The organism is Arthrobacter sp. YAF17 (assembly GCF_052113365.1).
GTDB lineage: Bacteria > Actinomycetota > Actinomycetes > Actinomycetales > Micrococcaceae > Arthrobacter.
The window spans coordinates 572377-595076 of sequence record NZ_JBFRDB010000001.1 but is presented as its reverse complement, the minus strand read 5'-3'; the positions used below and the strand labels follow the sequence as shown (position 1 = coordinate 595076).

The following is a 22700-nucleotide window of genomic DNA, read 5'->3' as shown; positions in this document are numbered from 1 at the left end:
TCCGGCGAGATACTCGGCCTGGGTCGCTAGGCCGTGAGGTCCATGGTTGTCAGGCGCAGCCAGAGCCAGAGGCGTTTCTGCGGGTCGTTTAGATCGATATCAAGATCCTTGGCAAGGCGCCCGACGCGGTAGCGGACCGTGTTGTTGTGCACGTGGAGCCGCTCCGCCATCGCGGAGATACTTCCGTTCGATTCCAGATACGACCGCAAGGTTTCCAGATAGTCGGTCTGCTGTTCGGCGTCGTGGGCCTGGATCCTGGTGATGTCGTCGACGTCGGAGAGCCCGGCGTCGGCGATGAAGGCCCCGATCTTCAGGAGATTCAGCGGGACCCGGTAGTCCTCGAAGAGCACCGCGGCCGCGGGGGATTGCCCGCCACTGGAACCCGGTCTGGCCGGGTGCCGGAGCAGATATTGCAAGGTATCCAGTGCTTCAGATCTGGACCGTGGCAGGTCCTCCACACCAAGGGCGATACCGCCAACGGCGGCGATGAGCGAGTAGGAGCTGATCGTGTGGGCGTACGCTCCGATCTCCTGGACTACGCGCCGATGCACGGCCCGGGGACTGGATCCTTCGCAGGGCAGCAGGGCGTAGACGACCGAGCCGATGAGGGCACTGTGGCCGGTGTTGAACTGGATATTGCAGACTGTCGTCACAAGATGAAGCAGCCGTCGGATTTCCCGCACTGTTTCAAGACTCCCGGTTTCGGGGCGGACGATCGAAAACGCCGCGACGGCGAGCCCGTGGGCTGCATCGAGTCCTAGCTGGGCCGCGGCAAATGAGGCATGGGCCGTGTCGTCCATGAGCGTGCGGATCAAGTCCCCGTTCCGGCGTTCGCCGAAGTCGGACGCCGAGCGCGCATGGAGCATGTGGAGTCCGGCCAGGGGGGCCATCCTGTCGAGCGCGTCCAGTGCGGCCCCACGCTTTTCTTCGCCCGGGTCGATGACCCAGATCGTGCCGAGCAGTTCCCCGCCGGCTCTGACCGCGAGGGCCAGCCGTGCCATTTCCTCGCCTGCCGCGGGGATGAGGACCGCGCTCGCGGATCCGTAGACGATTTTGAAGTCCGTATCGAATGCGGGCGGCTTGATCTCTTGCAGGGAGAGCGTCGTGACGCGGCGCAATTCATCGACGGGCTGGCCCGGCAGCGTGGAGTATCCGAGCACCCGTCCCAGCGGATCGACGATGCTGGTGGCGCCGCTGGTGATGGACGCCGCGGCGTTCGCGAAGGCGTAGAGGTCACCGAGCCGGACCCCTGAAACCGAATCTGCGGCCGCCCCCGTCACGGAGGCCCTGGCCAGTGCCACCAGGCGCGTCCAATCCAAGCTGTCCGGTGCCACCAGGACTGCCAGGCTGTGGCGGACGGCGGCGGATCGGAGCTGCTCCAGGGACGCCCCGTGGGCCTTGACAATGACTGCCGCCGCGTTGCTGTTCGAGGCCCGGTGGAGCAACTGGTCAAAATCCGCGGAACCGCAGGTCAGGCCCACCGCCAGGATGATGCGGTCATCGGCGCTGGTCCACTCGTCCAGCGGGTCGTACATGAGGACGTCAGAGACGGGGTGAGCGAGGTTCTCCGGGGTGGAATTTGCCTGCACCAGATCGGCCTGCATCAGCTCGAGGCAGTCCGAGAGCCGTACGACGGCCCGCTGGAGATCGGCCTCGGCCAAGTTCTGATTCTGGATATCCATACATGGAAGTTATCACAAGCTCAATGTCACTCTTTTGGTGAAATTCACATATAGACGAGAAGAGATCTACGTCACCATTGGGGAAGGAATCGACAGGCATTCCAGCAAGAACCAGAGGATACGGCGAATGAAATTCAAAGACATCAAGGCGCTGACCGCAGGGCAGGGACCGGCCCGGTCCGCGTCCGAGCGTTTGTCCCGGCGCTGCCACAGCGTCGAGGACATGCGGCTACTGGCCGCGAAACGCCTGCCCAAAAGCGTCTTCGAATACATCGAGGGCGGAGGGGAGGACGAGGTGTCCCTGCGACGCAACCGGTCATCGTTCGATGACTGGTCGTTCCTTCCCAAGTGGGGGTCGGTGGCGAACCATAGCCTCAGCTCAACGCTCCTGGGCGGCCCGGTCGCAATGCCACTGACACTTTCCCCCACGGGTGGCACGCGGCTCTTTCACCCCGACGGCGAGACCGCCGTCGCCCGGGCCGCGCTCGAAGCTGGCATCCCGTACGGGCTGGCACATCTGAGCACCACCACCATGGAAGCCGTCAGCGCCGCGGCGCCAGGGCTTCGGCGGTGGTTCAACCTCGAACCCATTGCGGACAAGGTCCTCCTGCAGGCTGTCCTGGACCGGGTCTCGAATGCCGGTTATGAGGCCCTCCTGGTCAACGTCGACTGCCGGGCCATCGGCCACAGGGAACGCGACTACCGCAACGGATTCACCGCACCGCCGTCGATCAAGCCCAGGACTGTCATCGAAGGGGCACTGCACCCCCGGTGGGCACTGGGGTTCCTTGCCAACGATGCGATCGCCTTCCCGAACCTGGACGCCGAGATTCCCGACGGCCCGCTCTCCAGCACTCCTGACATGTGGCGGACGCTGCTGGCGGGCTCGTACGAACCGACGGACTGGGATGACATCAAGGACCTCAGGGCGCGGTGGAACGGTCCCATCATCCTGAAGGGAATCGTCAACCCCCACGACGCCGTCACTGCGGCCGATATCGGCATCGATGCCATCCAGGTCAGCAATCACGGCGGCCGCCAGCTGGACCACATGGCCTCACCCCTGGATGTGCTCCCCGACATCGTGGACAAGACAGCCGGCCGGATCGAAATCATCGTCGACGGCGGCATCCGCCGGGGATCCGACATTGTCAAGGCTCTCGCCCTCGGCGCCGATGCCTGTTCCATCGGCCGGCCGTACCTCTACGGTCTGGCGGCCGCGAGCCAGGCCGGCGTCGCCCACGTCCTGAAAATGTTCGCTGCGGATATGACACGCACCATGATGCTCCTCGGGGTAACGACGGTCGAGGAACTGCGTGGTGAAGGCCGTGAGCTGATCCGGCACCGCAACGAAGTCTTTACCCGCACACTTCCCACCGAAATCCCCTCTGCCCAATTTCCCGCGGCCCAGCTGGCCTACTCCGATCTGAGGACTCCCTGATGAAAATCCCCCAAGCAGCTCCCATGAAGCGCAGTCGACGCGGTGTCCCCGCCGTCATGGCCACGGCCGCGCTCCTGCTCGCGGCCACCGCCTGTGCGCCAAGCACGGCCTCCGCACCGTCGACGCCGTCGGGAGACCCCGCCGGGAACGGCGCCGGGGTCCCCGCCCTCGCGGTCAACAATGCCGCAGCACAATTGCTCCCGGAACCGATCAGAGCAACAAAGGTCCTGCGCGTTGCGATTCCCACCAACGAGCCGCCGACACAGTTCTACCGCGAAGGAACCCAGGACATGACGGGGACCAACCCCGATATTGCCCGGCTGCTCGGCGAGGCCCTGGGCGTGAAGGTGGAGATCCAGGTGGCCAATTTCGACTCCATCATCCCGGGGATCGCCGCGGGCCGGTACGACATGACTGTCTCCTCGATGACCCCGACGGAAAAGCGCATGGAGGTCCTGGATTTCGTGGATTACATGCAGATGGGCAATTCCATTGCGGTGGCCAAAGGGAACCCGCAGGGGATCGCCGACCAACACGCCCTGTGCGGCAGGAAGTTGGGCCTCCTGACCGGGTCCTACCAGCTCACGGTCAATGTCCCCGAGTACGACGAGGCATGCACTGCGGCCGGTAAAGACACCATCCAGAGAAGCGAGTTCCAGGACACCCGACAGGCAATCTCCGCCCTCACCAGCGGGCGGCTGGACGCCGTACTGGCGGATTCGCCGATCCTGAACTTCGCCGCCACGCAGAACCCCCAGATCGAGATCGCCGCAAAATATGACTTCACGCCGGTCGGCGTTGGTATGCCCAAAGACTCCGGGCTGGTGAAATCCGTCTCCGCTGCGCTCTCCGGCGTCATCAAGAGTGACTCCTACCTCAAGGTGCTGGGCAAGTACGGCCTCGAATCCAGCGCCATCACCGACGCCCGCGTCAATTTCGCCCAATAGGAGGTGGCAACGATGCAGCAACAACACTCGCTCCCCGACACACGCCTGACCACGTCGGCTGCGCCGGGCGAATCCATCCCGGTGGTGCCGCTCAGGCACCCGGCCAGGCTGGCGATCGCCGTCGTCCTGATTCTGCTGGCGGCTGGCGCCGCCTGGGACGTGGCCGTGAACCAGCGGTACCACTGGGACGTCGTCGTCTCCTATCTTTTCGCCCCGCAGATCATCGCCGGGGCCGGGCTGACCGTCCTTCTTACCGTGGTGTCGATGGCCGTCGGTATCGGGCTGGGCACGGTCCTGGCGGTGATGCGGCTTTCGGCCAACCCGATCCTGAGCACCATCAGCCGGGGCTATATCTGGTTCTTCCGCGGCACACCCCTGCTGGTGCAGCTGATCTTCTGGTACAACATTGCGGCCCTGTACCCGGTGATCGCTTTCGGTCTTCCCTTTGGCGGTCCTTCTTTGGTCCTCGGATCGGCCAACGTCCTGATCTCCCCGCTTGCTGCAGCGCTGCTGGGACTGTCCCTTAACGAGGCCGCCTACATGGCCGAGATCATCCGGGGCGGCATCGGATCCGTGGACAAGGGCCAGTACGACGCGGGCCGGGCTCTGGGGATGAACAGCGGCAAGCTCATGCGCCGGGTCATCCTTCCGCAGGCCATGCGGGTGGTCCTGCCCCCGACCGGCAACCAGGTCATTTCCATGCTCAAGGGCACGTCCCTGGTCAGCGTCCTCGCGATCTCGGATCTGCTCTATTCGGCCCAGATCATCTACGCCAACAACTACCAGACGATCCCGCTGCTCATCGTCGCCAGCCTCTGGTACCTGCTGATGACAACCATCCTGAGCTTCTTCCAAACCAAACTCGAACGACGCTACGGCCGCGGCTTCGACGTTGCGCCGCGACCGACCCGCCGTTCGAAGAACCAGCCAAAGACTAGGACAGCATGATGAACACCGCGATGGTGGAAGCCCAGGGAGTCCGCAAGAGCTTCGGCTCCACGGAAATCCTCAAGGGCATAGATCTGAGGATCGAACGGGGGTCGGTGACCTGCCTGATCGGCCCGTCCGGTTCCGGGAAGACGACTTTCCTGCGGTGCATCAACCACCTGGAGAAGGTCGACGCCGGACGCCTGTACGTGGACGAACACCTCGTCGGCTATTCGGAGCGCAACGGACGGCTCTACGAAATGAGGGAACGGCAGACAGCGCGCTCCCGGCTGACGGCGGGAATGGTCTTCCAGCGCTTCAACCTCTTTCCCCACATGACCGTGCTGGAGAACATCGTGGAAGCACCCGTCCACGTGCTCGGCCGGCCCCGGAACGAAGTCACCGCCGAGGCGCAGACGCTTTTGGACCGCGTCGGACTTGGCAACCGGGGACATTCCTACCCCCGGGAACTCTCCGGCGGGCAGCAACAGCGGATCGCGATCGCACGGGCGCTGGCCATGAAACCGAAGCTCATTCTCTTCGACGAACCCACGTCCGCGCTCGATCCGGAGCTCGTCGGCGAGGTCCTCGACGTCATGAAGTCCCTGGCCGAGGCCGGGATGACGATGGTGGTGGTCACCCACGAACTCGGCTTCGCCCGCCAGGTCAGCGACCAGGTCGTCTTTATGGACCAGGGCGTGGTTGTCGAAAGTGGAGCCCCCGCGGACGTCCTTGGTTCACCCCGGCACGAACGCACCCAGGCCTTTCTTTCAAAGGTCCTCTAGAAGATCATCAAACAGGCAGGCGGCACCGCCTGCCACCAGAAAGGAACAGTCCCATGCCTCGACACCAGGTAACCACAGACCTCGCCCCCAGCCCGGCCGGCCCATACTCCCAGGGAATCGCCGCCAACGGCTTCCTCTTTACCGCGGGCCAGACACCCCACGACCCCGTCACCGGCCACACCGTCGGGACCACTATCGAGGAGCAGACAGTCCAGACGATGAAAAATCTGGCTGCCGTCCTGGCCGCGCACGGACTGGACTTCTCCCACGTCGTCAAAGCCACGGTGCACCTGCATCACCCCGGCCGGGACTTCGCAGGGTTCAACGCCAGCTACGAAGAGTTMGTGGAAGCCCCCTACCCGGCACGAACCACCGTGGGTTCGTTCCTGGGTGACTTCCTCGTGGAAATCGACGCCGTCGCTGCCATGCCCTGACGACCCGAGGAACGCCGAGCCCCCTCCCGGCACACTCGTCCACTGAACTTACCCGGCGGGCGACTACCTGTTGCTTGCCTTCGGCACTCCCATGCCTGGGTCGATTTTGTGGGGTCCGCTGGCGGAGGGCCGTACGTCGAAGTCGAAGACGGCTGTCGGAATGTAGACCGTGGAACACGAGTTCGGGATGTCCACCACCCCGGACAGGCGCCCCTCGATGGGGACGGCGCCGAGGATGACGTAGGCCTGCTCCCTGCTGTAGCCGAATTTGCTGAGGTAGTCGATGGCGTGGAGGCACGCCCGCTGGTAGGAAAGGTGCGAGTCGAGGTAGCGCTGTTCGCCGTCCAGGGTCACCGAGGTGCCGGAGAACGCCAGCCATTGGCTGAACTGGGGGTCGACGTTGCCGGGCATAAAGATAGCGTTTTCGCTCACGCCGTAGGTTTCCATTCCACCTTTGATGATCTCGACCCGGAGGTCTATGAAGCCGCCCATCTCGATCGCCCCGCAGAAGGTGATCTCGCCGTCGCCCTGCGAGAAGTGCAGGTCGCCCATGGACAGATTGGCTCCGTCGACGAACACGGGGTAGAAAATGCGGGTGCCCTTGGACATGTTCTTAATGTCCTGGTTGCCGCCGTTCTCCCGTGGAGGGGCGGTCCTGGCGGCTTCCGCGGCGACCCGGTCGAATTCCGACGGCGAAAGGTGCCCCAGCACCGCATGTCCGGCCTCGGGCGGCAGGGCCAGGGGAGGGACCCTGTTAGGGTTCGTCGCTATCAGGTCCCCTTCGCGTTTGTTCCATTTCGCGAGCAGTTGCGCCGAGGGGGCTGTTCCCATCAGACCGGGGTGGATCAGCCCGGTGAAGGAGACGCCCGGCACGTGCCGGGACGTCGCGGTTTGTCCGGTGAAGTCCCAGATGGCTTTGTAGGCGTCGGGAAACTGTTCGGTGAGGAAACCCCCGCCGTTGCTGGTAGCGAAAATGCCGGTGTAGCCCCAGCCCTGTCCGGCGAGTGGTCCGGAATCTTCCTGGGGGATGGGACCGACGTCGAGGATGTCGACCACCAGCAGGTCGCCGGGTTTGGCGCCCTCAACGGAGAAGGGGCCGCTCAGTTTATGGACTGTCAGCAGCGGGGCGTTGAGGACGTCCTCGGCGGAGTCGTCATTCACGATCGCGCCGTCGAACCATTCCCGGCAGTCCACGCGGAAGGATTCACCAGGTTTGATGGTTGCCACGGGGGGAATTTCAGGGTGCCACCGGTTGTGCCCGATCTTCTCCTGATCTTCGAACCTCTTGCTGGAGTCCAGGGTGAATTTCTTGGCTGGCATTTCATCTCCTTTGACTGGCGCCGCTTAGGTACTCGCTAGGGTCGCGGCAGCTTCCGGTGTGACGGGTTGGATGAATACGGCTGGACACGGCGGGGGCTTCCGGGGATCCGGGAAATCACGATCTCGGGTTCGGCCGCGCTGCGGTTGGTGGAGTCTATGAGCCGGAAGGCGGGCGATCCCGTCCTGGAAAGGTGCGGGGCGGTGATGACCCGGCGGGATGGTTCCCCGCAGGCGGGGCAGGGCGGGGCTTCCGGGGCCCGCCCGATTGGGTGCGATTCCTCGAAGTGTGTGCCGGCGGGGCAGCGGTACTGATAGGTGGCCATTGACCAGGTCCTCTCTTGTCCACGAACCAGAAGGTGCCGAATACCGGATGGGTGACCAAGGGGATCTGCAGGACCTCGATCACGCGGGCGGTGCAGGAAAACGCGAGGCGGGCAGATTGGAGCTGTACGCAGCTCCGGAACCAAGATGTCCTGTCAGAATAGACCCGGCCCGGGAACATGATCAGGGGCTTTGGGCCCTTCCCGGGCCGGCTCCGGGCGGCGGTCCGCTAAGGCCTAAGGCATCGCAGGGCGGTCCCCTTCACGCAGCCAATCGTCGAAGAACTTGTCGAGCTGCCGGCCCGAAGCCTTTTCCATGACCGCCTCGAAGTCCGCTGTCGTCGCCGTCGAGTCGTTGTGCTTGGTGAGCCACAACCGGGCGCCCGCGAGGAACGCCTTGTCTCCGATCTTTGCCCGCAAGGCGTAGAGAGCCGCGGCTCCGCGGAGATAGACCTGGCCGGCGAACAGGTTGTCACGGCCCGGGTCGGCAATGTTTAGCGCCCAGCGGTTTTCCGCATCGAGGTAATCGACAGCGTCCGAGAACTGCCGCGGCATCGTCGCCACGCCCTGGTGCTCGGCCCACAGCCATTCGAGGTAGGTGGCCCAGCCCTCGTTCAGCCAGATGTCCCGCCAGTCGGAGGGGCTCACGCTGTTCCCGAACCATTGGTGCCCCAGTTCGTGCAGTACCGTGTACTCCCTCGCGATTCCCGAGTAGACCGGCCGCGTCTGCGTCTCCAGCGCGTACTCGACCGTGTCGTCGTCGACAATCGCACCGAACGCTTCGAACGGGTACCGCCCGAACTGGTCCTCCAGGAACGCGATCATCTTCGGCTGCAAGGCGAGTGACGCCTTCGTCTCCGCCAATTCCGCGCCCGTCACGCCGGCGTCGATTGCGTTGATGATCGGCAGCCCGCGCGGGCCCTTGTCGTAGGACAGGGCAAAATCGCCGACGCTCGCCGTCGATAGGTAGCTGGCCATCGGGTCTGATGCTTTCCAGGTCCACGTCGTCCATCCGGCCTTCGTCGCCGGACGGCCGGAAGGCAGGCCGTTTGCCACGGCCGTCTTGCCTTCCGGCACCGTGATGCGGAACGTGTAGGTTGCCTTGTCTTCCGGGTCGTCGTTGACCGGATACCAGGTCGCGGCGCCCTCGGGCTCGTTGACGACCATCGTGCCGTCGGCAGTGGTGACCCAGCCGTACAGGGCTCCGGTGGTGTCGAGCGGCCGGCCGGTGGTCCCGCCGTACTCGATGACGATCGTCGTCTTTTGTCCGGCCTTCAGCTTCGGTTGCAGCCCGATGGTGAGTTCCCAGATGCGGTTCGCGTCGTCCTGCGTCTGGGACCATTCGGCGCCGCCCCCGCCCTGCGATATGCCCTGCTTCGCGGCCTTCCCGTCGACCCGGACCGACGTGACGTTGAGGCCCCGCAGGTCGAAATTGAGCGACTTCAGGTCCTGCTTCGCCCGAAGGGTGACGGTGGCGACGCCGGTGAGGTTACCTTCGAGCACTCCGGGATCCGCCGGCGGGGCGTAGCGGAGGGCGAGGTCATAATTCAGAACGTCGTAGCCGCCGTTGCCGGCATAGGGAAAGTACGCGTCGCCGCTGCCGGGCGCGCCCGCCACGTAACCGACACCGTCGTTCTTGGGGGCGGCCTGCGCCGTGCCGCTCACCGCACCTACCCCGGCTGCCGCCAGCACGGCGACGATCGCCGTTCGGCGCAGGCGGCCATTCCATCGATAGCTTCGGTTTTCGATCATCTGCCGGTCCTCTCACGCAGGGGGACGTCCAAGGTAGATCTGGACCATAGCCCTCCAGCGGTATCGAGCGGAAGGGGTCCCTCAAGCTGGAGGGAAATAGTCCGGGAGCCGGCGGCGTCCGTTCCACCCTGGAGTGGAGGGCAACCTTGCCTGGACACTTTGCGTAGCGGAGGACCGGTCCCCGTGCAACCATGGGGACTCACTGACATTGCACCGTGAGGGGGTTCGATGAAATCCAACGAACTGCTGCTTGACGCCTTCGGCCGGATCCATGAGACCGTGGCACGAACTCTTGAAGGGGCGGATGGCGAGACCCTGGTCCGACGGCCCGCGGGGAACGGAAACTCGATGGCTTGGCTGATCTGGCACCTCAGCCGGGTCGAGGATGCGCAGCTCTCTTCCGTCGCCGGCCTGGAACAGGTCTGGACCTCGCAGGGATATGCCGGACGCTTTGCTCTTCCGCTGCCCGAACGCGACACGGGTTACGGCCACTCAAGTGGCCAGGTCGACGCCGTGAAGGCCGCGCCGGAGCTGTTGCTCGCGTATTACGACGCCGTTCACCGTCAGACGGTGGCATTCCTGACGGACCTTGGCGACGACGACCTTGACCGCATCGTCGACAGGCGCTGGGATCCTCCCGTCACGCTAGGAGTGCGGCTGGTCAGCACCATTGCCGATTGCCTGCAGCACGTGGGGCAGGCCGGATACGCCAGGGGCTTGCACTCCGCGCCCCAAGCCTAGGACGCGGTGGCGCCGCCGCGGCCTGCATCTATTGCGGCGGCAACCAGGCGATCAAAACTATCGGTCCCGTTTTCGGGCGGGACCACGGTGAAGACAGCAAGCCATTTCTCGGGGGCGTTGTTGTCCAGCGATCCCATCCGCTCGACGTGCAGGTTCAACCCGGGCACCCCGTTGACGAGGAGCGGCCGCCGCTCGCCGCTCTTGACCATGCGCTGAAATTCCTTGACCGACAATTGGTCGCCAGGGGTGTTCGTCACCTCGGCAATGGTGTCGTTGACCCGTTTGGTCAGCCCGAACATAAATGTCCTCCGGCCCTTGACGGTGGGAACGGTGAGCAGGGCGGCGAAGAAAACTGTAAACAACGCGACGGCACCGAAATTCCTGAGGCCGGGAACAAACATCATGAGGACGAGGCACAGGATGAGGCCGAAGACGCTGAACAGCAGGAACTTGATCACGGGACTTTCGCCTGGCTTCCGCGACCACCGCACAAGAGCGACGGTGTTGTTGCGGGGCGGCTCGACCGGTGAATTTTCCATGATTTAGTACCCCTTCAATTCCATCAGCGCTTCGGCCAGGATGACTGCCTCGCGTGCTTCCCTAAGATCGCTCAGCAGCCCCGTATCCGGGTGGGCCGAGACGGCAACGGCCGAGCCGGCGAGTGCAGAAAAGATGCTGCTCAGCTTTTCCCGGTCCTGTGACAGCATCCGGGACGAGTTCAGTTTCAGCCGGCTCAGTTCAAGGTCCAGCAGCGACTTGTCGATGGCCTCCCGACGACCGTGCATCACCGCCAACTTGTCCTGGACGCGCTGGACCCGGCCGCGGAGCATCGATTCCATTTTTGCTGCCACGTCGTGGAGTTCGCTCAGCGCGGCGTGTGACTGCGGCGGCCCGGAGTGCCCGGCGAGCTGCTCGCCGACGTGGCGGCGCCGTCGTTCCCATTTCCGGACGGCGGATTCGTAAGGTCCCAAGAGCAATGAGACGGCTGCCAGCGCCTTGTCCAGGGCTCCGGCCCGCGTGCTCAGGCTTGTGGTGGCGGCATCCAGTCTCGACAGGAAGGCGTCGTAATTGTCAGGAGGCTGGGCGCTAGACGTATCCACGGGCCGCTCGCACGAAATGGCGCGATTCCCCTCGCCGGAACTTGCCCCCAACTCTCATGGCAAGAGAATAGAGGCTTCGGGCCCCGCGGCATAGGGTGCGGGCTGGAATCACGGCTTTGACCAACCGCAGGGTCATCGCTTCCTGCCCGCAGGCTCCGGCTGCTTCTTTGTCATGGAATCCGGCGGCGGGGGGAAAGACTTGGCAGGGTAGAGCCCTGCCACCTCGAGCATGTAGTTCGCCCACTGCGGACCGGCGAGCATGTAGCCATCAATGCCCCTGTAAAACTTGCCATTGATGGTGACGTTCTGGCCGGGCCGCTTCTGGCCTTCCAGGGTGTCTCCGAAGAAGGATGYGGTGGCCATGCCGGAGGTGTAGCCGACCACCCACGTCGCGCCGTTGTTGTTGGAGGTGCCGGTCTTCGCCGCCACTGGGAACTGGCTTTGGACCTTTGGCTTGATATAGACGCCAGACCCGCGTTTCAGCACGTCCTGGAGGACGGAGTTCACGCCGCGGGCAACGTCGGGCTTGACAGCATTGCGGCAGTCACTGGTCTCCGCCGGGAACTTCCGCCCCGCGGGGTCGGTCACCTCCACAATGGCGATCGGGGCGCAGTACTCGCCGTCGTTGGCGAACGTGGCGAACGCATTGGCAAGGTGGAGGGGCGCCACTCCAATGGCACCCAACAAGTTGCCCAGCTGGTGCATGTTGATCTGGGCGTTGTCCAAACCACTGTGGAGCCCGACGGTGTCGACCATCTTCTGGATGTTGCAGAAGTCCAGCTGTGCGGCCTCCGCGAAAGTTGCCGTGTTGATGGAGTTGTAGAGCCCGTAGTCAACGGGCATGCGGCGGTAGTATCCCTCGTCGTTGTTCTGGAGGTCGTCCGTGGCGTCGAGTCCGGCCCTTTTCTCCTTGGTGCTGTAGGCGCCGCGCACCTTCCCGCAGCTGGATTTCCACGGAAAATCGAGCGGATATGTTCTCTTGGAGGCGTCCACCATGGCCGTCAGGGTCTTCCCCGAGTTGAGCCATTCCGCGAACGTGAACGGTTTCATGGTGGATCCGGGCTGGAACCCGCCGGCGCCGTTCAGGTCATTGCCGTCCGCGTCCTTGGAATCGACGTTGAAGTTGAGCTGGGTATCAAATTTTCCGGGTTCGGGGAGGAACACGGTGTTCTGCGCCATCGCGAGGATCTTGCCCGTGCCGGGCACGACGGAAACCAACGCCGCACCCCATTTGTCCGGGTTGGCCCCGGCTGTGGCGTCCACCTGCGCCTGCGCGGCCAGCTGCAGCCTGCTGTCCAGGGTGGTGGTGATGGTGAGGCCTCCGCGGTACAGCTTCCGCTGCCGGGTGGCGAGGTCGACGCCGTAAGCCGGATTGTTGAGGATGAGGTGTGAAACGTAGTCGCAGAAGTAGGGTGCAATTTCCGCGCCGGCGCAGCCCTGCCGGCCCGGCGTGATCTTAAGGTCGACGCCGGTGGCGATGGCGGCGTCGTACTCGGCTTGGACGATCATCCTCTGGCTGAGCATCTTGGCCAGGACCTCGTCGCGGCGCCGGAGGGAGTTGTCCGGATAGACGGAGGGGTCGTAGAAGCTGGGGCTGTTCACCAGGCCGGCGAGCAGGGCGGCCTGCGGCAGGGTGAGGTCCTTGGCAGTGGTGCTGTAGAAGTAACGCGCCGCGGCCTCTATGCCGTAGGCATCCCGGTTGAAGAACACGATGTTGAGGTAGCCCTCGAGGATCTGATCCTTGCTGTAATTTTTCTCCAGTTCGATGGCCAGCTTGATCTCGCGAATCTTGTCCCCGACGGTCTTCTGGCCCCCGCGGATGACCTCGTCGCCGCGGTCCGCCGACACGAGGGACTCGGTGACGACGTTGGCGACGTACTGCTGGGTCAGTGTGGACGCGCCCTGCCGGCCGCCACCGGTCAGATTGGAGGACAGCGCCCGCAGTATCCCTTGGGGGTCTACGCCGGCATGTTCGTAGAAGCGTCGGTCCTCGACGGCGATGATCGCATCCTTGATGTACGGGGACATGTCGGCCAGGCTGACCCGCACACGGTTCTCTGCGTAGAAATTGGCGATCAGTTTCCCGTCCGCGCTCAGCACTTTGGTTGACTGCGACGGCGGATCAACCGTCAGCCCCGAGGGGAGCTGGTTGAAGAACTTGATCGAGTTGCTGCCGGCAACTCCGGCGGCGGCAACACCGGGGACCACCAGGCCGGCAACCAGGACGCCGCAGAGCGCGCTCACTGTGAAGTATCCGAGAATTGCCCAGAGAGCCACGGCGAGACGAGATCGGGTTCGTCTTCTCAGCTCCATCTTTCCCCCACTTGTCACGCTCTAAAATGTGGTCAAACATGCCCCGCTTCACCCCTGTCCGGATCGATTCAGATCCCGGAGCGCCTCACCGCCGTCGTCGGCTGTGGCGTTCCGCCCGGTGCCGCAGTAATCCCATGTCCATAACATAGGACCGCCTGGCCGGCCGGCGCCACACCCTGACCGGATGAACCAGACAGAACGCGCGGAGAACCCGTGTTCTCCGTGGTGATGCCTTGACACTGACTTTGGCCCACGCAGAAACTGAAAGGTCCAGGCTGCTCAGTGAAGCTAGGGAATGGAAAGACAATGGCCGGTACAGATTCGTTCGTGATTGTGGTTGGTTTTGACGGTTCCGAGAATTCTCAGAATGCGCTGACGTGGGCTGTGGATGAGGCCCGGCAGCGCAACGGCCAGATCCGTCTGGTCACGGCCTGGAGCAAGCCCCCGCTTGCCTGGTATGCGGCGGTCCTGGAAACGGCCGCCGGCGAAATCGTGGCAGAGGATTCCCCGCAAGGAATCGCGGAAGCCCTGCAGGCCGGGGCCCTAAAAACGGCCGAGGGCGCGGGAGTCGAAGCCACCGGGCAGGTCGTTCACAACGATTCACCGGCAGCAGCAGTAGTCGACGCCGCCAAGGATGCGGATCTGGTGGTGGTCGGCTTCCGCGGGCACGGCGGATTTCCCGGCCTGCACCTGGGCTCAGTCGCCACCCAGATCATCACCCACGCACCGTGTCCGGTCCTCGTCGTCCGTCCCAAAGCCGCCTGAGGCGCGGACCGTCGTCGTCCGCAGTCGCTTGTGCCACCGGGAGCCGGGGCGCGCAATGGCCTGCCTGCCGGGAGTCTTCAGCAACCGTTGAAAGGGCGCGGGGGAGCGCCTACGATGTGGCCACAACCCCATTCTGGGGACCAACTCCGGGACCCGCCGCCAAAGTGGCTTTGACACACTTTGCCTTGCCCGAGTCCTGGATATGACAGGACGGGAAGGGTCATGACTAAGTATCTGTTCGAAGCGAACTACGTGGGCGAGGGCATCAAGGGCCTCATGCGCGAAGGGGGAACGAAGCGCCGTGACGCGCTGGTCGATGCCCTCAAATCCGTGGGCGGATCGCTCGAATGCTTCTACTACGCCTTCGGGGAGAGGGACGTACTGGGGGTCTTCGAGGTCCCGTCGCCGTCCGATGCCGCCGCGCTTTCGCTTCTTATCAACTCATCGGGCTCTGTGAACGTTCGCCTGAAGCCGCTCCTGACGCCGGAGGATCTTGACGACGCGGCCAAGAAGACACCGACGTACCGGGCCCCCGGGCAGTAGGCGCCGGACCCAGCCGACACCGGACTTCGCTGCCCCGCGGTTACGGGGTAGACAGGGCACGACGGCGTCGGGCCACTTGGGTGCTGGGCGTCCCCGCCGCAGGATGCGAAACAATGGCCCCATGAGTGATGCCGGCGACTTCATCGACCTTGCGCTCCAGCGCGAGTCGTCGTGGGGCCGGGCCGAGGAGTCCGAGGCCAGGCACGGAAGTGGCCACGGGTACTACGGCGCATCGGTCGGAGCCGTGCGCGGAACTGTCCGCGATGCCCTCCGGCGCTATCCGGACCTCACGCACGATGACATCACGGCGCTTAGCTCCGAGCTGTGGCAGGTGGCGGTCTTCGAACGCCGCCTCGCTGCCGTCGTCCTCCTGCAATCGAGCGTCCGGCTGCTGACCAACACCGACCTGACGCGGATCGAAGGCTTCGTCCGGAGCGCACAGCTAAGCGCCCTGGTGGATCCGCTCGCCACCGACGTCGTCGGCCCCCTGATGGCGGGTCTCGACGTCGTCGGCAGGGTCCGCGCGGACAGCGTTCTGGACCGCTGGGGGAGGGATCCTGACGGCTGGCTGCGCCGCGCCGCCGAGATGGCCAGGCGCCGGCCCGAGCTGGATTCTGACCGCCCGTAACGCCAGGGCAAATTTCCCTAGCTTCCCGGCCGGCGCTCCACCACGGCGTAGGCCTTTTCGTCGAAGAACTCCCAGTCGGTGACCACCATGAAACCCAACGCGTCCACGCGGTCGTTGAGGACGTGGACATCGAAGCCGCCGTCACGGGGCTCAGCGTCCCAGGTGGAGACGTGGACCTCCCCGTTTTCCAGTACCAGCAGCTCGGTGTTGACGTTGAAGTCCTCCGGCGGTTCATTGCTCAGCTGGCAGATGGCAACGCAGTGCGTGTTGACGTCGGGATTGTTCATTTGGGGCCTCCGCTTCTGGGAACGGTGATGCCAATATCCTATTCCCGAATCGGCGTCTGGCGTGGGGAAAGACCGCCCGCAACACCTTCCCGCCGTTACCTCAATGTGACATGCCGTGATCATTCCGTTACCGTTGTTAGGTGCCTGTTGTTTCCGAGACGGGCTCTCCCCAGCCGATTGCCTAACTCTGCCGCGGCCGTGGGGATAACTCGCAGCAACGTCCGGCAGAGACGGGGAAACCACTTTTGACCCACTGTTAGTCAGGGGTCTTGGGGTGAAGCCGCACGGCCCGCAATGATCGGGCCCGAGTGCGGCCGGGTGCCTCCCATCCGAATCCGACAGCTCACCTCGCAGGCATTGGGAGAGGCTCCTTTTAATGATTTCCAGCAATACCCATGCGCCCAAGCGCGCCGATCTTCGCAGCAAACGCCGTACCGCCGGGACCATCGGCCGCCAGGCCGCAGTTCTCGTCGCCGCTTCCGGAATGGTGCTTAGCGGCGCCATGGCCGCCAACGCAGCCGATGCGCCGGCCAAGCGCGACGCCGCCCCGGCGTCGTCCGTTGACGTCAAGGGCCAGGTCGGCGCACCGGTCATGGCGGACTCCGCTGTCCAGATCACTTTCGAGCGCCCCGCCGTTGAGACGGCACCGGCGCCCGTGGTCGAGGCCCCCAAGCCCGCGGCCGCTCCGAAGGCCCCGGCAGCACCGGCCGCCGCAGCTCCTGCCGCGAAGGCGACGGTGAAGGTCCAGTCGGCCCCCGCCCCCGCCGCTGCCCCGGCAGCCGGTGGAGTCAACGCCACACTGCTGTCCATGGCATACGGCCAGATCGGCATCACCCAGGACTGCACCGCCATGGTGGAGAAGGCCCTGAACGCTGCCGGCATCCCGGTCGGCGACATCGGCCCGACGGCCTTCCTGAAGTACGGCCAGGTCGTCTCCACTCCGCAGCCCGGCGACATCATCGTCCAGTCCGGCCACGTTGCCATCTACGCCGGCAACGGCCAGGCAATCAGCGGCGGCATGAACGGCGTCAACGCCACCATGGCGCACCCGCTGTCCTGGCTGACGGCCACCGGTCCCGTGACGTTCGTCCGCGCCGGCTAAGCAGTACCGCTAACAGCACGCAGAAGACCGGTCGATCGGGTGCCTTGGGGGCAGCGGATCACCGGTCTTTTGCGTGTCCGCCATCCGGCTCGGCCGCGTACCGCAGCAGAATTACGCCGTTCCCGAAGGTGCGGCTCTCCAGCAGCCGGAGCGACGTCAGGCCATCCGTCTCCTTGAAGAGGGGCGTCCCGCGTCCAATCAGAACCGGATGGACGTAGATCCGGTACTCGTCGATCAGGCCGAGCAGTCGGAACGCCGCCGAGAGGTTGGCGCCGCCGAGTGCGAGGTCGCCGCCGGGCTGGTCCTTGAGTTTCATGACGTCCCCGACGACGACGTCGCGCACCACCTCGGTATTCCAGCCCGCCTTCGCAAGTGTCCTGGAGTAGACGATCTTGGGCATGTCCCGCCAGATTCCGGCGAACTCGCTCTCGGGGGCTGAGTTCGAGGGGTCCAGGTCCGCCGTCGGCCAGTACTCGGCCATCATCTCGTAGGTGACCCGGCCGTCCAGAAAGCCGCCCATCGTCCGCAGCAAGTCGTTGAAGTGGGTGTGCAGTTCCTCATCGACCCGATGCCAGCTCAGGTCCTGGTCCGGGCCCTCGATGAATCCGTCCAGGGACACTTGCATCATCAAAATGACCTTGCGCATCGCGGGCTCCTTCAGTGGGCTGCAGGGGTTCCAGCGTACGACGCCGGGCGCGGACGCGGCATGGGGATACTGCCCGACGCCGGGCGGCAGCATACTGCCGGATTGGCCATCCCTGGGGCGGACGCGGGGCAAATGGCATCGGCTGACACACCCGCCCTGCGGGCGCCGAACCTTGCGCTCAGGCCGTGCCCGGGGCAGAATGCATTAGATTTAGAGCCGCACCGCGGTTCCTTTCGTTCGAAGGAAGAGTATGCCGGCGAACCTGCCTGTGGCGTTTGCGGACTTTGCGCCGCCACCGATGTGCCGGCGGTGAGGCCCGGTGGATTCCTGGGGGCCGGGCCGGCATTACAGCAGCGGCCGACACACACATGAGACCACCGAGGGTGCGGGGCCGCGTGTGCTCCGGCGCCTTGGCGGAATCCGCCCGCAGTTCCTGATCATGCTGGTGACGGTCCTCGCCCTGGTCTCGGCCGTGAGCGTTTACGCCACCGTCCAGTCCCGGGTAGCGGTCGACGCCGTCGTTCCGCAGGCCGCGACCGAATCCGCCACTGCGGGTGCCGCCGGAGGGGCCGACGCACGGTCGGTCACCGGCGGGGCGCCGTCGGCAGCGACTCCGTCACCGACTGCTTCGACACCGGCCCCGACGCCCGCCGTCGTCGTTCCTCCCAAGAGCCTCATCGGACCGGCGCTCGACGCGGAAATTAACGCGATCATCCAGGCCAACAGCGCCTATCGGGTGGGGGTGGCCCTCATCGATCTCAGCGACGGCGAGGTGCACGAGTACGGGGTGAAGACCAAGTTTGTGGCCGCCAGTACCGGGAAGGTCCTCGCCGCCGAGGCCTACTACCATCTGGTGGAAACCGGTAAGGCGTCGCTGACGGCCCGGATGGGGTCGTCGACCGCGGGCCAGCAGATCCGGCAGATGATCCAGCAAAGCAACAACGAATCGTGGGCGCTGATCCTGGCCGCCGTCGGCCACAAGGGACTGACCGACTACGCGGCCTCGCTGGGCATCCCCTATGACCGGACGGTAAACGGACTGACTCCGGCAGAGATGGCGAAGACCCTCTCCGGGCTGTACAGCGGCCGGCTGCTCAACGCCGCGAACACCGCCCAGTTGCTGTCCTACATGCAGAACACCAATTACGAGACGATGATCCCGGCCGCCGCACCCCCGGGGATCAACGTCTTCCATAAGTACGGTCTGCTCAACGGCAATCTCCACGACGCGAGCATTCTGGTGCAGGGGGAGCGGGCCGTCGTGTTTGTGGTCTACACCCTGGGCCGGGACATGTCGGACATGGCGGCACGGACCCGTGTCATCCAGCAGCTCACCGGCAAGGTCGCCGCCGGGGTCTTTTGACGAAGCACCGGCTTCCCAACCGGGCCGTTCACTAATCGGCCCGTTCCCCTAAATGACACAGAATCGTAGGCTGGAGAAGGGAGGTGAATGCCATGAAGGCAGCACAGGGAGACCGCATCATCATCCGTGGCACCACGGTGGAATCATCGGACCGGCACGGGGAAATCCTGGAGGTCAAGGGCGCCGACGGAGCCCCGCCGTATCACGTCAGGTTCGACGACGGCCACGAAACCATACTGTTCCCGGGCGGTGATTTCGTCGTCGAACGCAGCAAGACCTGACCCCGCTAGAAACTCGATGAGCTGCCGGAGCCGGAGAAGCTCCCGCCGCTGCCGCCGTAACCGGTGGTGCTGCTGCCGCCGCCCCGGGCGCTGCTGACACTGCTGACGCCTGTGGTGAATCCGGAGTTGAACGTGGGTACGGAGAAGAAGTAGTAGGCGGGGTACACGGTGCCCAGGATGCTGGGCTCGTACGTGCGCCCGTACTTGGCCTTGCTTCCGGCCTGCGCACTCTCCATTTCCTGGCGCATGAGCCGGGCCTCTTTTTCGTTCTTGGCGTAGCCCTCGATGACGGTGTCGGCATGGTTCTTGAGCAACTCGGACAGATGCGTGCGCGCGTCCCGCAGCCGGTCCAGGGCCGTCTCCGGAGTGATCGTTCCGTCCGAGAGTTCCGAGGTCCACCGTTCGAGCTCCCGGTGGCTTTCGTCCCGGAATGAGCGCAGCGCCGCCGCGGACGCGGAGTCGCTCTCGGCGTCGCGCTTGGTGAGCATCTGTTCGATCGCGGCCAGGTCGGCGCGGAAGGGGGCCAGCTGGCGGTCCCAGGCGGGCGCCCAGGCGGAGCCGCGGTTGAGCAGGGCGTTGGTGTCCGAGATGACGTCGTCGAGGGCATCCAGTTCGGCGGCGGCGTCGGCGTAGCTCCGGACCAGCTTCAGGTTTGGCCGCCTGCTGAGGCCCTTCGGCGACAGGGCATGGACCTGGTTGGAAAGGCCGGTGGCGGTGTTGTACTTCGTCATGAAGGTCCTGTGCTTCTCCAGCACCGTGCTGCCGTACCGGGAGGCGTCCGGGATGGTGCTCGCATTCAGTTCCGTGACCTGCAGATCCATGCTGACGTTGGCATAGCTGGCGTCGCCGCGGGCCAGCTCCTTACGGCTGCTGACCCGGGTCCGCCAGCGCACGATCAGCCAGGTGGCGGCGCCCGCGATGGCGGCAACCACGGTGGTCCAGGCAGCGACGAGGAAGGCAGTGGACCGGTACCACGGCTGGTTGATCAGCTCCGCCCCGCGCTGGATCCCGGCGATGGTGCCGTCCGTCCACTGGGCATCACGGAGGAGTTCCTTGGAGGCATTCTGGATATCCTCGCGCTGTCCGGGCGAGACCTTCCGGTCCTCACCCATGTATGTCCCCACATGCCGGCCCACCGGGTCCAGGGCAAAGATGAAGAGCCCGTTCGCCCATTTCTGCCCGTCCGCGCTGATCCACTCCGGGCGCTCGGCCCGGGCAAACCGCAGGACCTCCTCGTTGAGGTTGTCCGAGGCCGAGCCGTTGTAGGTATAAACGGCCACCTTGGTGGGCTGGTAAAACTCGATCGCCCGGACGGCGGGCAGAAGCGTGTTTTGGTCCAGCACCCCCGCCCGGTCCTCCACGACGACGTCGACCGGGGTGACGGCCAGCGCCGCCGGCCCCAAACCCACCAGCCCGGTCACCACCAGCAGGAGGACACAGAGGACTTTCCGCACGATTCCCATTTCCTGAGCGTAGTGCTTGCCGCGGGCCGGCGTCGACGGACGCGCGCCGTCGCCGCGTTGCCGTTTCGGCTAGGCTGGCCGGGTCCGACGTGGAAGGGAATGCGGCAGTGTCCGAGGAAACTGAACGGCCGGGGCAGCCATGACACCCGCCACTCCGGTCGACGAAGTGGGCGGTCTGGTCGGTTTCGCCGCACAGGCCGTCGACGCGCTCGGCGAGTGGGGCGTGGGGCTCTTCACCCTGGCGGAGACGGTCTTTCCACCCATCCCCAGCGAGGTTATCCTTCCCCTGGCCGGTTTCCTCACGCGCCAGGGGACCATGAACATGGCACTGGTCCTGGTCACCAGCACCCTTGGCGCCTACGTGGGCGCGCTGCTGCTCTACTGGCTCGGGGCCCGGCTGGGGCTCGAGCGGTCGATCCGGTGGCTGTCGCGGCTTCCGCTCATGGACCGCGAAGACTTTGAGAAGGCCGCCGACTGGTTCCGGCGCCACGGCAGGTCTGCGATATTCTTCGGCAGGCTGCTTCCGGGTGTGCGCAGCCTGATCTCGCTGCCCGCCGGAGCCGAGCGGATGCATCTCGGCACGTTCAGCGCGTTCACGATCGCGGGAAGCGTCATCTGGAACGGGCTGCTGATCGGCCTCGGCGCCCTTCTCGGTGCGCAGTACCGGCTCATCGACGAGTACTCGCGGTTCCTCAACTATGCCGTCTATGCGGGCCTGGCAATCGTCGTCGGCTCGCTGACCGTGAGGGGCCTCCGGCGGCGGCGAAACAGCAGGTCAGGGCCGGACGGGGCCTAAAGGCACCGTGACGGCGGGCCCTGCCTGCTACATACTGGCGGCCTGAGCCCGGAGGCGAAGGAACCCGGGCCGAACCAGCCAGAACCGGCCGCGGGTCCGGCTCCTGCACCCGCGGCCGGCAACAGAACATCGCCGGCCGGACCGGTCCCTGCTAAGGGCACCGGACCCACTGTTCAGGCCGGTCCCGCAGCGGTAGATTGTGGCTAACGGCCCACCCGGCCGGCTCCACCGACGCAACATCAGGGGTGCAAAATGGCTGGAAAATTTGAAGTCTACAAGGACAAGTCCGGAGGCTTCCGCTTCCGGCTCAAGGCCGCCAACGGCGAGGTGATCGCTTCCTCGCAGAGCTACAAATCGAAGGCCAGTGCCATGGGCGGGGTCGAATCGGTCAAGAAGAACGCAGCCGGCGACGTCGTCGACCTCACCGAAGAGGCGCCGGGCAGCATCGCCGGTGTTGCCGGCTAGACACAGCTCCGGCAGGCCCTAATCCTGCTGGTCCAGGCCGAAAATTCTTTTGTAGCTCCGCACCGCGTTGGTCACTGTCGGGAAGAAGTGGTCCGGCCCAAACCGGCTGCTCACGCCGAACCGGATCAGGCGGTCCTTGACGGGGCCCTTCATCTCTGCGAAGACCAGGCTGATCCCGCGCTTCGCGAGCTCGTCGTCGAGCGCCACGAGGTCATCCAAAGCGGTGGTGTCCAGTCCGGTGATCGCCTCTGACGCCACGATCACCCACCGAACCGGAGCCGGGGCGTTGTCCACCAGTGTCCTGATGTGTTCGGTAAAGACGGCGCCGTTGGCAAAGAACAGCGGGGCGTCGAAGCGTGCGATCACGAGGCCGGGAATACGGTGGCCATCGGGGTGCCGGCCCAGGTCGTGGTAGCCGGGCACGTCTCCCACACTGCCCAACTCGGTGCGGTAAGGGTCCAGGGCGCAGCACAAAAGCGATCAGGGACAGGCCGATCGCGACCACGATGCCTTCGAGCACCCCCACAAAGGCGACGCCCAGGAAAGTCGCGGCCAGCAGGGCGGCCTCGGTCCGGCTCATCCTGAGCAACCGGCGGAAC

At 65.1% G+C, this 22700-nt stretch carries 25 protein-coding genes and 1 riboswitch; of the genes, 14 read left to right on the top strand and 11 right to left on the bottom strand.

The window, feature by feature from the left end; translation table 11 throughout:
* Positions 1-26: 26 nt before the first annotated feature.
* Positions 27-1682: a PucR family transcriptional regulator gene (locus AB4Y67_RS02810; RefSeq protein ID WP_441404277.1), complete on the bottom strand. Its 1656-nt coding sequence runs from the start codon at positions 1680-1682 to the stop codon at positions 27-29.
* Positions 1683-1809: 127 nt separating this feature from the next.
* Between AB4Y67_RS02810 and AB4Y67_RS02805 the strand changes: the two genes are divergently transcribed.
* The 5 genes from AB4Y67_RS02805 to AB4Y67_RS02785 are packed head-to-tail and all read left to right on the top strand — an operon-like array spanning position 1810 to position 6216.
* Positions 1810-3123 (top strand): alpha-hydroxy acid oxidase, encoded by a 1314-nt coding sequence (locus AB4Y67_RS02805; RefSeq protein WP_441404276.1) that lies wholly within the window; start codon positions 1810-1812, stop codon positions 3121-3123.
* Positions 3123-4070, top strand: coding sequence for an ABC transporter substrate-binding protein (locus AB4Y67_RS02800; RefSeq protein WP_441404275.1), 948 nt, complete (start codon positions 3123-3125; stop codon positions 4068-4070). Before AB4Y67_RS02805 ends, AB4Y67_RS02800 begins: the two co-directional genes overlap by 1 nt.
* Positions 4071-4082: 12 nt before the next feature.
* Positions 4083-5018, top strand: a complete 936-nt coding sequence (locus AB4Y67_RS02795) for an amino acid ABC transporter permease (protein ID WP_441404274.1) — start codon at positions 4083-4085, stop codon at positions 5016-5018.
* Positions 5018-5782: an amino acid ABC transporter ATP-binding protein gene (locus AB4Y67_RS02790; protein WP_441404333.1), complete on the top strand. Its 765-nt coding sequence runs from the start codon at positions 5018-5020 to the stop codon at positions 5780-5782. Before AB4Y67_RS02795 ends, AB4Y67_RS02790 begins: the two co-directional genes overlap by 1 nt.
* A 53-nt stretch (positions 5783-5835) precedes the next feature.
* A complete protein-coding gene (locus tag AB4Y67_RS02785) occupies positions 5836-6216 on the top strand; it encodes a RidA family protein (RefSeq protein ID WP_441404273.1) in 381 nt (126 codons plus the stop codon).
* Between the two features lie 63 nt (positions 6217-6279).
* Here the strand turns inward: AB4Y67_RS02785 and fmdA are convergent, their stop codons facing one another.
* The 3 genes from fmdA to AB4Y67_RS02770 form a co-directional block, all read right to left on the bottom strand.
* The gene (gene fmdA / locus AB4Y67_RS02780) at positions 6280-7536 is read right to left on the bottom strand and encodes a formamidase (RefSeq protein ID WP_441404272.1); all 1257 of its coding nucleotides are present in this window, start codon (positions 7534-7536) and stop codon (positions 6280-6282) included.
* A 35-nt stretch (positions 7537-7571) separates the two neighbouring features.
* Positions 7572-7859: an FmdB family zinc ribbon protein gene (locus AB4Y67_RS02775; RefSeq protein ID WP_441404271.1), complete on the bottom strand. Its 288-nt coding sequence runs from the start codon at positions 7857-7859 to the stop codon at positions 7572-7574.
* A 234-nt stretch (positions 7860-8093) separates the two neighbouring features.
* Entirely contained in the window at positions 8094-9608 is a 1515-nt protein-coding gene (locus AB4Y67_RS02770; protein ID WP_441404270.1) for a M1 family metallopeptidase, read from the bottom strand.
* Positions 9609-9836: 228 nt separating this feature from the next.
* On the opposite strand from AB4Y67_RS02770, the gene AB4Y67_RS02765 reads away from it, so the two are divergent.
* Positions 9837-10349 carry a mycothiol transferase gene (locus AB4Y67_RS02765; protein ID WP_441404269.1) on the top strand — a complete coding sequence of 171 codons (513 nt, stop codon included), beginning with the start codon at positions 9837-9839 and terminating at the stop codon, positions 10347-10349.
* On the opposite strand, the gene AB4Y67_RS02760 is transcribed toward AB4Y67_RS02765, so the two are convergent.
* The 3 genes from AB4Y67_RS02760 to AB4Y67_RS02750 form a co-directional block, all read right to left on the bottom strand.
* Entirely contained in the window at positions 10346-10888 is a 543-nt protein-coding gene (locus tag AB4Y67_RS02760; RefSeq protein WP_441404268.1) for a hypothetical protein, read from the bottom strand. The genes AB4Y67_RS02765 and AB4Y67_RS02760 overlap by 4 nt on opposite strands.
* Before the next feature lie 3 nt (positions 10889-10891).
* Positions 10892-11449 carry a hypothetical protein gene (locus tag AB4Y67_RS02755; protein ID WP_441404267.1) on the bottom strand — a complete coding sequence of 186 codons (558 nt, stop codon included), beginning with the start codon at positions 11447-11449 and terminating at the stop codon, positions 10892-10894.
* A gap of 132 nt (positions 11450-11581) precedes the next feature.
* On the bottom strand, positions 11582-13762 hold the full coding sequence (locus AB4Y67_RS02750) for a transglycosylase domain-containing protein (protein WP_441404332.1): 2181 nt from the start codon (positions 13760-13762) through the stop codon (positions 11582-11584).
* A 306-nt stretch (positions 13763-14068) separates the two neighbouring features.
* On the opposite strand from AB4Y67_RS02750, the gene AB4Y67_RS02745 reads away from it, so the two are divergent.
* The 3 genes from AB4Y67_RS02745 to AB4Y67_RS02735 all read left to right on the top strand — a co-directional run bounded on the left by AB4Y67_RS02745 (position 14069) and on the right by AB4Y67_RS02735 (position 15698).
* On the top strand, positions 14069-14527 hold the full coding sequence (locus AB4Y67_RS02745) for a universal stress protein (RefSeq protein ID WP_441404266.1): 459 nt from the start codon (positions 14069-14071) through the stop codon (positions 14525-14527).
* 222 nt (positions 14528-14749) lie between these two features.
* Positions 14750-15070 (top strand): GYD domain-containing protein, encoded by a 321-nt coding sequence (locus AB4Y67_RS02740; RefSeq protein ID WP_441404265.1) that lies wholly within the window; start codon positions 14750-14752, stop codon positions 15068-15070.
* 121 nt (positions 15071-15191) lie between these two features.
* Positions 15192-15698: a DNA alkylation repair protein gene (locus tag AB4Y67_RS02735; protein WP_441404264.1), complete on the top strand. Its 507-nt coding sequence runs from the start codon at positions 15192-15194 to the stop codon at positions 15696-15698.
* Positions 15699-15715: 17 nt separating this feature from the next.
* Here the strand turns inward: AB4Y67_RS02735 and AB4Y67_RS02730 are convergent, their stop codons facing one another.
* The gene (locus AB4Y67_RS02730; protein WP_441404263.1) at positions 15716-15985 is read right to left on the bottom strand and encodes a hypothetical protein; all 270 of its coding nucleotides are present in this window, start codon (positions 15983-15985) and stop codon (positions 15716-15718) included.
* A gap of 200 nt (positions 15986-16185) precedes the next feature.
* A riboswitch (cyclic di-AMP (ydaO/yuaA leader) is annotated at positions 16186-16356 on the top strand.
* A 5-nt stretch (positions 16357-16361) separates the two neighbouring features.
* On the opposite strand from AB4Y67_RS02730, the gene AB4Y67_RS02725 reads away from it, so the two are divergent.
* Positions 16362-17087: an NlpC/P60 family protein gene (locus tag AB4Y67_RS02725; RefSeq protein WP_441404262.1), complete on the top strand. Its 726-nt coding sequence runs from the start codon at positions 16362-16364 to the stop codon at positions 17085-17087.
* A 58-nt stretch (positions 17088-17145) separates the two neighbouring features.
* Here AB4Y67_RS02725 and AB4Y67_RS02720 read toward each other — a convergent pair whose 3' ends face one another.
* On the bottom strand, positions 17146-17733 hold the full coding sequence (locus AB4Y67_RS02720; protein ID WP_441404261.1) for a dihydrofolate reductase family protein: 588 nt from the start codon (positions 17731-17733) through the stop codon (positions 17146-17148).
* A gap of 397 nt (positions 17734-18130) precedes the next feature.
* Between AB4Y67_RS02720 and AB4Y67_RS02715 the strand changes: the two genes are divergently transcribed.
* Together AB4Y67_RS02715 and AB4Y67_RS02710 are read left to right on the top strand one after the other, a co-directional pair.
* Positions 18131-19096, top strand: a complete 966-nt coding sequence (locus AB4Y67_RS02715; RefSeq protein ID WP_441404260.1) for a serine hydrolase — start codon at positions 18131-18133, stop codon at positions 19094-19096.
* A gap of 92 nt (positions 19097-19188) precedes the next feature.
* On the top strand, positions 19189-19377 hold the full coding sequence (locus AB4Y67_RS02710; protein WP_441404259.1) for a DUF1918 domain-containing protein: 189 nt from the start codon (positions 19189-19191) through the stop codon (positions 19375-19377).
* Between the two features lie 5 nt (positions 19378-19382).
* On the opposite strand, the gene AB4Y67_RS02705 is transcribed toward AB4Y67_RS02710, so the two are convergent.
* A complete protein-coding gene (locus AB4Y67_RS02705; RefSeq protein WP_441404258.1) occupies positions 19383-20840 on the bottom strand; it encodes a DUF5129 domain-containing protein in 1458 nt (485 codons plus the stop codon).
* Between the two features lie 139 nt (positions 20841-20979).
* Here AB4Y67_RS02705 and AB4Y67_RS02700 point away from each other — a divergent pair, with 139 nt between their 5' ends.
* Both AB4Y67_RS02700 and AB4Y67_RS02695 read left to right on the top strand, forming a co-directional pair.
* Positions 20980-21636: a DedA family protein gene (locus AB4Y67_RS02700; protein ID WP_441404257.1), complete on the top strand. Its 657-nt coding sequence runs from the start codon at positions 20980-20982 to the stop codon at positions 21634-21636.
* 252 nt (positions 21637-21888) lie between these two features.
* Positions 21889-22101 (top strand): YegP family protein, encoded by a 213-nt coding sequence (locus AB4Y67_RS02695; RefSeq protein WP_441404256.1) that lies wholly within the window; start codon positions 21889-21891, stop codon positions 22099-22101.
* Between the two features lie 18 nt (positions 22102-22119).
* Here the strand turns inward: AB4Y67_RS02695 and AB4Y67_RS02690 are convergent, their stop codons facing one another.
* Positions 22120-22533: an STAS domain-containing protein gene (locus tag AB4Y67_RS02690; protein WP_441404255.1), complete on the bottom strand. Its 414-nt coding sequence runs from the start codon at positions 22531-22533 to the stop codon at positions 22120-22122.
* Between the last annotated feature and the right edge of the window lie 167 nt (positions 22534-22700).